Genomic DNA, 12,798 nt, shown 5'->3' with positions numbered 1-12,798 from the left:
TATGACGCCCTCGAAAACAGAATACTATACCAAACGAATTATATCAGGTATTGCAAAGTTCTTTATCTGATACGACCGGAGCCATCCAGGAAGTTCAGATAGGCTTTTTGACCGACCGATACACTTACAGCCTCCTGATCACCTCCGTTCTTCCGATACTCAATCTTATTGTTCATGACCATAAATTCGGTTCGCCACCAGTCTGTCGACGGTAATTTGACACAAAGGCGCAAATTTCCGTTTGCAACAAAAGCAGGTGAAACAAACTCACCTTCACCGGAAGGTACCGTAAACTTACGAGCATCATCGAAGGTATCCCAACCTCCTGAAACATCACCTGTTACGTAGATATCCGGAGAGAGAAATTCCAATATATAATTCAGATTTTTACCTTCCAATGCCGTAGTAACCACCACAATATACCAACCTGCATTCTTTACGCCGATATTCATTCCGCCACTACCGTCATCCACGCCGGACACTCCGGCTAAAGAGGCCGATTCAGCAGGGACAAGACCTTCCGAATAAGCGACCTGATTACCGTCCCACGTAGGCTGTGCATTGAACTTCATTACATTATTGCCTCCGAAATACTGAACAGACCAAAACTTACCCGGAGTATCCGTTACCGGAATCATTTCAACCCATTTACCCCAACTGCTACCGGATGCAAAGTCACCGACTAAAAACATCTGCCCCGGTAAAGATACGGGAGGCTCTACGTTATATCCCAGAACCTGCGGTAACTCAATAACATTGGACGAGATCTGCCCCATCCCGTTATTGGATAAAGCCGCATTCAGACGGACATACACCGCCATAGGTGTTTCCGGAAGTTCTGTATTTTCGTTGGCTGCTTTCCATAAATCCAGTAAAGCCATTGCAAACTCAACTGCATCTACTTTCAATTCCGGACGGGGATAAGTTGTAGACAAAGTTACATAGTTAGCAGTTGTACCGGTTGCCTCATCGGCTTCTTTGAAGGTATTTTCCAAAGATAGTTGTACTCTATAAGTTGTTCCGGCTGCATAGCCATAGTCAGGCTGTACACATGTCAGGTCGACAGACGAAATATTCTGCAGGTCATATATACCGGATACTTGTTCCGGTGTATTCAGATTGAACCCGGTCGGCTCCTGAAAAACAGGATTATCGTCTCTGTCGTTGCTGCATCCGGTCCATAACAGGGAACCAGCTAAAAGCAGCATGAATATATTCAGTTTCTTCATTTTCTTTCAGATTAATCGTTATTATTTCAAAGATTCGTAGCCGGTGTTCTGTTTCAGGTTCGGATTAGCCGTCAGATCACGGTCGCTGATAGGATACACATTAAAACGGCTGTCCAGATTGGCAACACCTTCAAGTGTACCGCCCTTATAAGCCCAGGCGTAATCTCTGGTAAATTTACCGAAACGCACCAGGTCTGAACGGCGTTGTCCTTCCCAATATAATTCACGGGCACGTTCATCGAGGATAAAGTCGAGAGACAGATCGGATAGAGAAATGTTTCCACTCTGGTCGCCATAAGCACGTTCACGCAATCTGTTCACATATTCAACAGCCTGTTCTTTACTGGTTCCGGCAGCATTACGGACTGCACATTCGGCATAGATCAGATAAATATCGGCCAGACGGAACAAAGGGAAGTCTGTGTTCGGATCAGGAGTCGGTGTTACAGCAGCGCCATCCCATCCCAGATTAGTGAATTTATAGCAGAGATAACCGGAATCCCAGTCCTGCATCTTTGATTCAGGTGTTCGTTTTCCGGCACCATCGTAAAAAGCATACCGTTTATCTTTCTTGATCCGGCTTCCATGACTATCGGTTCCGGCATCCGGGCTTTCGTCAAAGAATTCGATCATTTGCCGTGTCGGTTTCAGGCAAGTCCAGGAAGAAGACATACCAAACCACGTCTGGTCGAGGTCGCCACCGAAAGCACCGGCAGTCAAGACAATCGTGCTTCCATAACTTTTTGCATTGACATTGTCAAAAGGTATGGCATAGATGATCTCATTTTTATGGATACCGGTCAGATGGTTCTCACCACAGAAAAGGTTCGCATAATTATCCTCCAGGCCAAAACCGGCATCGATCACTTTCTTGGCATAAGTAGCCGCTTTATCGTACATCGGTGTACCTGTATACACTTCGGCGTTCAGATACATCTTGGCTAACAAGGTATTGATTACCGGTTTGGTGATGCGGCCATACGTTGCCATAGAAGGTGTTTCATCGAGATCACCGTTCTCAGACAGGTCGACAAGTTCATTCACCACCTTTTCAAACAATGCTTCTGCTCCTATCTGCGAAGGTTTCCACGATTTATCATCCGTAGGACTGTCATCCCAGACAACACCCGGATTGCGATAAAGGTCGATCAGGTAATAATAGTTCATTGCCCGCAAGCCACGTACCTGATCCCGGTATTTCTGAATATCTTTAATATCGCTATCGGCATGATAAACATCCAGAAACTCTTTACAATAGCGGACGTTCAACATGGCACGCTGATAAAAGGTATATGCATAGGGCAAGGTATAGTCCCAGTCGATCTCGCAAAGTTCCACGATACCTTCGTCTGTCCAGTTCCAGATGGCCTCATCCGTAGGGAAAAGCTGCATGGAAAGCAGTCCGCGAAGGAAAACCAGCGAACCCTGATCCCCACCCTGCAGGTCCGGTTCCACATTCGGGTCGGAAGAATTTCCCGACAGGCCGAAACCGGAATAGATTTTGGCAAGGAATGCCTGACAATCCGCTTCATTATGAATGGATGCGCTCGATTTATCCAATATCGGTTCCTGATCCAGATCACCCAGGCAAGAGGTTGCCCAGACACAACTACAAGAAGCGATGAATAACGATATATATTTTTTCAGTTTCATGATCTATACAATTTAGAAATTAATGTTAACTCCGAATAAAACAGTGATCGGACGCGGATACACATTGTTATCCATACCGTCATTTACTTCCGGGTCCAGTCCGTCATATTTAGTGATGACGATCGGGTTCTGAACCGTAGCATAAAAACGGGCATTACAGCCTGTGGCAAGGAACTTATTTACATTATACCCTAATGTGATATTGTCGATCTTCAGATACGAAGCATTCTGGATATAGTAATCAGATAAACGCTGGCGAGTCTGGAAACCGGTCTTCAACGCCGATGTAGGCTTATTGCTCAATGCATTATTACCAAACACTTCATTTACACCGAGAGCAGCATTGGCAGCTGTCGCATTAAAGTTATAATTCCCCAGGCTGATACGTCCGTTAAACCCAAGATCCCAGTTTTTATAACTGAATTTGGAATTGAAACCCATCATTACATCGGCTACCGGATTTTTGTAACGATACAAATCATTATCGTTCACTACACCGTCGCCGTTACGGTCTACATATTCCCCTTCTATCGGGTTACCGTCTTTGTCGTACACCTGCTGAAATACATAGAAGGAACCGGGAGCATATCCCACACTGTGAATTTTCAGACGCAGACCACCGTCACCACCGGTCGATTCAAAACGTTTACCCGGAGAATCCGAATTGTCGTTGTAAGTCAGTTCAGTGATCTTTGTTTTGTTATAAGCGATATTGAATCCCAGATCCCAGTTGAAATCTTTTCCTACCACCGGGCGAGTGTTGATAGAAAACTCAAAACCTTTATTCTCCAACGAACCGATATTCGAAACTACATATTCGGCGAAGTCGGTACCGGCAGGAACATTTACTTCCGCATTGATCAGGTCTTTGGTCTTACGGATATACCCATCTACAGAACCGCTGATCCGGTTGTTCAGAAAACTATAATCGACACCCACATTATACGTTGTCGTTGTTTCCCATTTCAGGTTCGGATTAGCCGCTGTCGGAGCTATCACATTCACCCAGGTCACATTCCCGGCTGCATCATAGATAGGATACATGGCACCGCCTTTCCCTTCCCGATAAAAAGAAAGATACGGATAATCGCCCTGGTTGATATCCTGTTGTCCGGTAACACCCCAACCCAGACGTAACTTCAGTTCATCCAGACTGTTGAAATCTTTCAGGAAAGATTCTTCATTCAGCTTCCAGCCTAACGCCAATGAAGGGAAAAGTCCCCAACGCTTATTTTTGGCAAAACGAGACGAAGCGTCGTCGCGTAAGGTAAAAGTCAACAGATACTTGTTCATCAACGAGTAATTCATACGACCGTAGAAAGAGGCCAATACATATTTCGTATCTGTTTCCTTATATTCATTGCTTACCGTTGTATTCTGGCCGAATGTTTCCGGACGGCGTGACAGATAATAAGTCACTTTATCCGTTTTCGTACGATAACTCTGGTAAGAATATCCAGCCATTACATCGAAATGGCTGGATATGGATTCAAAGTCCTTTGAATATTGGCCATACAGATCAAATATCTTATTGTTGTGCGAATTATTATAGATATTACGGCTTCCGGTCGCATCATCGTCCGGCTGATAAGAACCGGGAGCATTCGGGTCTACATACTTCTTACCTTCCACGGAAGTATAGTCGATCCCCATATTCATGTTGACACGAAGTTCGGGCAGGAAATGAAACTTATAATCGAACTGGGCATTTCCGATAAACGATTTGGCAGTCGAACGGTCGTCTACCATTTCCAGCATAGACACAGGATTCACACCGGCAGAAGTCGAACGGGTTCCGTCAGGCGTATAATCGCCCGTCCAGGTAAAGAAACCACCATATTTACTATTGTTATAAACAGGTTTGGTAGGATCGAAAGCTACTGCGCTACCCAAAGCCCCCGTATCGGCAAAACGGTTCTTGATATAAACGCCTTTTGCGTTCAGATTCACATTCAGATGATCGTTAAACAAAGAAGGAGTCAAAGAAAGGCTTCCGGTATACCGCTGGAAGTTAGAAGTTTTCAGAATACCGTTTTGATCGGTATAACCGAAAGATACACGGTACGGCATAAACTCTTTAACCGAACCATACGCACTGAGATTATGGTCAGTAGAAACAGCCGTACGTAAAACTTCATCCTGCCAGTCCGTACTTACACCCGGATGCAGGTCCAATGCTGTCAGCATACCCTCCGTAACATTCGGTGAATTAGTTATATAGTCCCAGTATTCATCTCCGCTCATGACATCGACCTTATTACGTTTCGTACTGATCGATACATTTCCCGAATAATTGATCTTTACGCTACCGCTTTTCCCTTTTTTGGTTGTAATAATAATCACGCCATTCGATGCACGTGAACCGTAAATAGCGGCAGCCGAAGCATCTTTCAATACGGTGAACGATTCGATATCAGCCGGATTGACCGTACTCAACGGATTGCTTAAGCCGTCAGGAGCACTGTTATTCATAATCACCCCGTCGATAACCACCAACGGGTCGTTCTTGGCAGACAAGGAAGAACCGCCACGAATACGAATCGACGAAGAGGAGCCCGGTTGCCCTGTTGAAGAAGCGACCGACACACCGGCCACTTTCCCCATCAACATATCCTGCGGACTGACCTGTACACCTCTGTTTTTCTCGTCCGGCTTGATTGCCGTCACCGCCCCGGTCGCATCATTCTTCTTTACCGTACCGTAACCGATAACGACTACGTTTTCCAGCATCTGGGAATCTTCCGCCAAAAGAATGTTCATATTGGATGCGGCAGGCAGTTCCTGCATTTTATATCCGATAAATGAAACAGAGATAATATCTCCTTTGGAAGCGGCCAACATAAACTTACCGTCTACATCCGTGACTGTACCGTTCGTTGTCCCTTTTATAATGACATTTGCCCCGATAACCGGTTCTCCTGTAGGATCTTTCACAACTCCATTCACCGTTATTTGCTGTGCAAACACAGAGATGGACATACACAAGCCTGCGATGAGCATCAACAAAGATTTAAACCTTAAATGTTTCATGTGCTTAAATTTAAGTTCTTTACAAGTTTACTTAATAACCTTAACAATCCTTTTACCTTATAGATTTTTTAACCCTTTTATATCTTTCTGGTCTTTTACCTCAAAGATACTGATGGCATAGCCACCACCGCTGGCAGCCTTCAAATTCAATTTACTCTTGTTTGTCAACAGCCCTTTCTTAATCGTATAGGACTGTGGATTATTTTTCCAGTCGGCATCTTTCGCATCTGCATATACAGTCGCGATGTATTTCTTACCCGGCTCGAGGAAGTCGAAAGAAAGGCGGGAGTCATGTCCGTTCTCGTCTGCCGTACAACCGACAAACCAATCACCTGTCCCCTTTGCCTTGCGTGCAATCGTGATATAATCACCCGGCTCAGCTTCCAGATAAAGAGATTTGTCCCAATCGAGGGCAACATCTTTGATGAACTGGAAAGCATCGGCATATTGTTCGTAATGTTCGGGAATATCTGCAGCCATCTGAAGCGGGCTGTACATCGTTACGTAAAGAGCCAATTGGCGTGCCAACGTAGAACGGACCTGTGAAGTGTTCGACGGATTCATCACACTGCAATGCGTTTCGAAAATACCCGGTGTATAATCCATCGGTCCGCCGATCAGACGGGTAAATGGGAGGATCGTGGTATGGTCGACATTATTACCTCCGAACGATTCATACTCGGTTCCGCGAGCCGATTCGTTTCCGATCAGGTTCGGGTACGTACGGCACAGGCCGGTCGGACGGGTGGCTTCATGGGCGTTTACCATAATCTTATAATCAGCTGCTTTCTTTACAGCATACAGATAATGGTTACACATCCACTGTCCGTAATGATGTTCGCCGCGAGGGATGATATCACCGACATAACCGCTTTTCACACTGTTGTATCCGTTGTCTACCATGAACTGATACGCTTTGTCCATATGACGTTCATAGTTACGTACGGAAGCCGAAGTTTCATGGTGCATCATCATCTTGATGCCTTTACTTGCCGCATAACGATGGATTTCCTGTACATCGAAATCAGGATAAGGAGTTACGAAGTCGAATACATAATCTTTGCTCTTTCCGAACCAGTCTTCCCAACCTTCATTCCATCCTTCCACCAGGACGGCGTCGAAACCATTGGCCGCGGCAAAGTCGATATAACGCTTCACATTAGCTGTATTAGCAGAGTGGCGGCCGTTCGGTTTCACCTTTGTGTAATCCGTTTCGCCCAACTTGACACTGCTTAATTCATCCGTATAAGCCCATGTTCCTTTATTGGTGATCATATCCCACCAGATACCGATATATTTAACCGGCTTGATCCAGGAAACATCTTCCAGTTTACAAGGTTCGTTCAAGTTCAGAGTGATACGTGAAGCCAGAATATCACGCGCATCGTCACTTACGATAACCGTTCTCCACGGAGACTGACAAGGTGTTTGTAAATATCCTTTATCCCCTTTGGCATCCGGAGTAAGCCAGGATTCGAAGACCATATTCTTATCATCCAGATTAAGGTGCATACAAGAATAGTCTACCAATGCTGCCTCATGCAGGTTGATATACAAACCATCCTCCGATTTCATCATCAACGGCGTCTGAACGCCAGTCTGGGAGAAAGGTGTTTGTGAAGAGTTAGGCGTAACGGCTTCCTTCATCAACCCGCGGATTTCGCTCAGACGGGAAGTAACCGTACTGTATTCTTGTGTGTCATAATCACCCGGGAGCCAGAACGCCTTATGGTCGCCTGCCATGGCAAACTGTGACTTTTCCTCTTTGATCACGAAATAATTCAGCTCTTTCTGCTGCGGAAATTCATAACGGAACCCTAACCCATCGTTGAACAGGCGGAAACGGATAATGATAGAACGGTCGTTTGCCGGTTGATCCAACGTAACGGCCAGCTCGTTATACTGATTACGAATTTCTTTTTCTTCTCCCCATACCGGTTGCCAGGTTTCATCGAAAGCAGCCGTGCGGGTATCCGTTATTTTGAATCCGTCATACAGGTTCGTCTTTTTATCCAACGCAGCAACATCTTTGCGTTGTTTGAACTCGAAGTCGACAGCGGCATCCGCATCTTCCTTCTTCAACTCCAGCCCTAGTTTACTGGGTTTGATCACTTCTTTCTGTTTATAACTCAGGTCATAAACCGGTGCGCCCTTTTCATCCAGCTTGAAAGTCATTTTCAGATTTCCATCCGGTGAGAGTAATTGCTGGGCATACGACACCGCACAGCAGCCAAACAGTGCGGCCAAAAACAAAATACTACGTTTCATGGTGTTATATGATTTATATTAACATTAAAATTCAAGGATCATAACATCTCTTGCAGAAAGAGACAGGGAGGAATCCAACCGGATATTCTTACCACTCAGCAGTTCATTTGCCGAAGAGGCAGGAAGCACTTCCCGGTAGGGAGCAAGGTCAAGCATTTTCTTTTCATCCGTACCGTTCAGGAGAACGACAACAGAACGGTTACCCAATCGTCTTTCGTAGACATAAACGCCGTTGCGCGGAATGAAATGTTTATAGGAACCTTTGGCGACCACTTCATTTCCGGCACGCCACCGAAGGAGTTTCTGCATATAGGCGAATGCTTCCGTCTGCAACGAATCACGTCCTGCCGGAGTGAATGCATTTACTTTATCTCCTTTCCAGCCTCCGGGAAAGTCGTTACGCAAAGCACCGTCGCCGTTTGCCTTATCGCCGGCCATCACTATTTCCGTTCCGTAATAGATCTGAGGTATTCCACGGACAGTCAACAGGAAAGCCAACGCCTGCTTGTAACGGTTCAGACCGGAAGACGGTGTCGTTTTATAGAAACGCGAAGTATCGTGATTATCCAGGAATACCAAAAGGTTCATCGGATTAGCATACACAATATCCTGTGACAGATAATCGTAAATCTTCGCCAGCCCCCTGTCCCACTCGTTCGTTTCCTCATCGAAAACATACGACATCAGACCGTTCAACGGAAAATCCATCACGGTAGGCAAATAAGAATTACGGGGATAAGCCACCTTGCTGTCTTCCTGCCAGAAAGAAACACCGACATTGCTACCGAGCCAGGTTTCACCGACAATATTGAAATCAGGATATTCCGCTTTGACTGCCCGGCACCAGCGCGCCATCATCTCAAAGTCGGCATACGGATGTGTGTCCTGACGGATACCGTCTATTCCGGCATATTCGATCCACCAGATACTATTCTGTATCAGGTAGGTAGCGACATGACGATTCCGTTGGTTCAGGTCGGGCATGGATTCGGTGAACCAGCCGTCCACACTTTTCGTCTTATCGTAATCCGAACGGTGTATATCCATTTGCGGCATGGTCTGGTAAGAGGTCTGTGTAAAATTATCCTGGAAGTTGAACCAGTTGTCAGATGGTTTATCTTTAAAGAAGAAATGTTCGCTGCCACAATGGTTGAAGATCATATCCATTACGATCTTCAGGCCCTTATTATGAGCAGCTTCTACCATCCGACAGAATTCCTGGTTGCTACCCAAACGCGGGTCGACGGCATAATAATCGGTGATTGCATAGCCATGGTAAGAACCTTCTCGCATATTGTTTTCAAGAATGGGATTCAACCAGATAGCTGTCACGCCCAGATCGGTAAAGTAATCCAGGTGATTTTCTATTCCTTGAATATCACCTCCATGGCGGGCAAAAGGATCGGAACGGTCTACCTTATTCTCCAACATCCCCGAAACGCGGTCGTTGTCGGGATTGCCATTCGCGAAGCGGTCAGGCATGATCAGATATAATACATCAGAAGCATCAAAACCTTGCGCTCCGGCAGGACTGTCTTTGCGGTCTTTGATCTGATAAGGAATAACGGCCTGCTCACCGTTCTTCTTCAGAATGATATCGAATTGTTGCGGAGCCGTCTCTGTCAAATCCAGATATAATAACAAGTAATTGGGATTTTCCAGCCAGACAATTTCCTTGATACGGATATCCGATGCCGACAGAGAGACATTATCTGTAGAAATATCGTTACCGTATAATAAAATCTGTAATTCGGTATTCTGCATACCGGACCACCAGAATGCCGGTTCTGTTTTCTGCACATTCAAAGCCGATACCCAGGGCAGATTGAAGGTCAGACATAGTACAATCGTAATAATAATTTGTTTCATGGAATGATTTGTTTGTTAACGGAAGCAAATGTAGCAGGTTGGTCAACCGGAAACTTCCACTAGAAAAAAAATCAAAACTCATAAAAGCATCTTATATCTGATTTACAACAATATAACCCCAACCAAACAGGATAAAAATCAAAACTAATTAGAAAGAATTATAGCCTGGAACTATAGTGATACACGGGATAGCATTATAGTATTACTGGGTATTACACTATAGTGCGAGATACCGTAGCACTATATAGGGAGCAAGTTCACTCCCCATAAAGTAATCACTCGTACTTTATAGGAAAAAGGCAAACACCCTATAAAGAAAAAACGTAAGTATTTCTCTGAAAAAACATAAGTATTTTTGCAAATGGGTAGGCATCGGTTGGTAAGCGGGTAGGCACTCATAAAAAATACTCCGATTATCATTCGATTATTCCAATCTGACACAAGCTGCTATCGTCGTCAGCGAAAGAAATAAAAGCGATATTAAACCAAACCTTATCATATTCAATATTTTTAGATAGTTATTTATTGTTATACTCTTCGTCTGTTACAGGTTCATACCATTGGGTTACTCCCAAATGCACTTTTGTATTAACAGCAATATGAGTGAAACTGCTGTCGGGAGCCGCTCCATGCCAATGCACTACATCGGCAGGAATGGCAACCACATCACCAGGATGCAATACTTGTATAGGTTTCCCTTTCTCCTGATAGTAGCCTTTACCAGCAGTGGCGATCAAGATCTGACCACCCGGATGCGAATGCCAACTGTTGCGGGCTTTCGGCTCGAATATCACATCTGACACCACGACATCGAATGTTTCACTGTCGGTCATCAACCTTTGAAGATAAGCCGTACCGTTAAAGTTAGCACCTTCGATAGCACTTCCTCTAGGAAAGATAGAAGTAGATACGGCAGGCTGGGTTGTTTCAACCTTATTCACCGGCTTCCGGATGCAGGCTCCAAGTACCACAGCCAATAATAATAAGCAAGTTATCTTTTTCATATCAAAATATTATTTCAGATATTGTTTGAAGAAAGCATCCAGTTTGGGAAGCGTGATCTGCAGATACTCCGGCTGGTCGTATAAATCCACATGCGTTGCTCCGGGTACGACAAACAACTCTTTTGGTTCGGCTGCTTTCGCATAGGCATCTTCTGAAAAATAGGCAGATACGGCGTTCTCACCCACAATAAAAAGTACCGGGCGCGGAGAGATGGTTTCTATCTGTGCAAAAGGAAAGAAGTTCATCATCGGAGCAAGACTCGTGTAGGAGTAATAGCCCGTGGAATTAGGATGCTGGCCACGTTCCGGATTATCGTAATAATCGAGGAAGTCGATCGCAAACTTCGGTGTCGAGGCATCTACTTTTTCAGGCAGTGCACGGATATCTTTGCGCGCAGTACCACTGTATTCTGCAGTACGTTGAACGCCGATGGCATCGAGAATTGCCATACGTTGCTCATACGTTTGCGAATCTCCAACACCCTGACGCCTGGCACGCCCCATGTCGTACATGCTGATTGTGGCAAGTGCCTTGATACGGTGGTCGATCTGTGTGGCACTGACAGAGTAACAGCCACCCCCACAGATACCGATGACACCTATTTTATCGGCATCGACAGCCGAGTGATTCGACAGAAAGTCGACCGCAGCACTGAAATCTTCCACACGCACTTCGGGTGATTCTATACGACGTGGATAGCCACCACTCTCGCCATAGTAGGAAGCATCGAAAGCCAACGTTACATAACCGAGCTCCGCCAGCCTGCGGGCATGAAGTCCCGAAGTCTGCTCTTTTACGCCGCCAAAGGGATGACCGACGATGATTGCAGCATACTTCTTCGTTTCATCGTAATCTTTGGGCAGATAAAGATCACCTGCAATGTCTATCAGAAAACGATTGTGGAAAGCCACTTTCTGCACTTTCACTCCATCATCCAATATCTGAGACGGGGCATCGGAGTATACAGCCAACCCCTTACTGTGCAGTAGGTCGTTCATTACCAGTCGTCCGGCATCGGCTTCACTGCGACCGATATTTCTCTGAACTACGGCAAACAGATTGCGCAGTTCGTCGGAAGTGACACCTATGTTCATTGCAATATTCATGTGGCTACGCAGCATCGGTTCCACCCCTTTACCAAGTGAGGCGATTACAGCAACAGTAGCCAGTTCACGTTCCTGGTAGGTCAATACGTCCCGTTCGAAGAGGTCAGCAAAAAGATGTTCTTTGAGGAACACTTCGATTTCGGGAGCCAGTACGGCATAACCGGCTTTCGGCGCATCGGCAGGTACACCTGATATCTCGGCCAATATATCCCGTCCTCGTTCGTACTTGCTGCGGGTATCGGTTATCGGCGATGCTTCCCGCCCCCAATTATCCTCGATACCTTCTTTTTTGCGTTCGTCAAGTACCTCGACAAGAGTTTGTAGTCCGCGCAATACCCGAGGAAATCCACAATAAGCATAGGTATGTACCATTACCTCTTTGAGTTCATTGACGGTCATTCCGTCGTCCAATCCCGTAACGAGGACTGGTTTCAAATGATGAAGGTCTCCCTTACCCACAAGGGTCGCGACCTCTACAATGTGTTGTCGTTTGTTGTCCATCTCTTGTTCCACTTTTGGAGTTTGTGCAACCGTATTTCCATACCAAAACAAGATACAGAACAGGGTCATCACTAATTTTGATTCTATTTTCATTCTTCTGAATATTTATTTATCTGTTTTATCTGATGCAAAATTAG

At 45.4% G+C, this 12,798-nt stretch carries 7 protein-coding genes; all 7 read right to left on the bottom strand.

The window, feature by feature from the left end:
* Nucleotides 1–62: 62 nt before the first annotated feature.
* The 7 genes from DWX23_RS16390 to DWX23_RS16360 all read right to left on the bottom strand — a co-directional run bounded on the left by DWX23_RS16390 (nucleotide 63) and on the right by DWX23_RS16360 (nucleotide 12,730).
* Entirely contained in the window at nucleotides 63–1,229 is a 1,167-nt protein-coding gene (locus DWX23_RS16390) for a SusF/SusE family outer membrane protein (RefSeq protein WP_122375276.1), read from the bottom strand.
* A gap of 21 nt (nucleotides 1,230–1,250) precedes the next feature.
* Complete coding sequence (locus DWX23_RS16385; RefSeq protein ID WP_122352057.1) at nucleotides 1,251–2,882, bottom strand: RagB/SusD family nutrient uptake outer membrane protein; 1,632 nt, start codon at nucleotides 2,880–2,882, stop codon at nucleotides 1,251–1,253.
* Between the two features lie 12 nt (nucleotides 2,883–2,894).
* On the bottom strand, nucleotides 2,895–5,912 hold the full coding sequence (locus DWX23_RS16380) for a TonB-dependent receptor (protein ID WP_122375275.1): 3,018 nt from the start codon (nucleotides 5,910–5,912) through the stop codon (nucleotides 2,895–2,897).
* A gap of 57 nt (nucleotides 5,913–5,969) precedes the next feature.
* Nucleotides 5,970–8,180, bottom strand: coding sequence for a glycoside hydrolase family 97 protein (locus DWX23_RS16375; protein WP_122375274.1), 2,211 nt, complete (start codon nucleotides 8,178–8,180; stop codon nucleotides 5,970–5,972).
* A gap of 24 nt (nucleotides 8,181–8,204) precedes the next feature.
* Complete coding sequence (locus tag DWX23_RS16370) at nucleotides 8,205–10,049, bottom strand: glycoside hydrolase family 13 protein (RefSeq protein WP_122375273.1); 1,845 nt, start codon at nucleotides 10,047–10,049, stop codon at nucleotides 8,205–8,207.
* Nucleotides 10,050–10,567: 518 nt separating this feature from the next.
* A complete protein-coding gene (locus DWX23_RS16365; protein ID WP_122375272.1) occupies nucleotides 10,568–11,053 on the bottom strand; it encodes a cupin domain-containing protein in 486 nt (161 codons plus the stop codon).
* A 9-nt stretch (nucleotides 11,054–11,062) separates the two neighbouring features.
* Complete coding sequence (locus tag DWX23_RS16360; protein ID WP_370450103.1) at nucleotides 11,063–12,730, bottom strand: alpha/beta fold hydrolase; 1,668 nt, start codon at nucleotides 12,728–12,730, stop codon at nucleotides 11,063–11,065.
* Nucleotides 12,731–12,798 lie beyond the last annotated feature (68 nt).

Source organism: Parabacteroides sp. AF18-52 (assembly GCF_003479145.1).
Lineage (GTDB): Bacteria > Bacteroidota > Bacteroidia > Bacteroidales > Tannerellaceae > Parabacteroides > Parabacteroides faecis.
The sequence above is the reverse complement of the archived record's forward strand: the minus strand, read 5'-3'. Positions and strand labels throughout refer to the sequence as shown.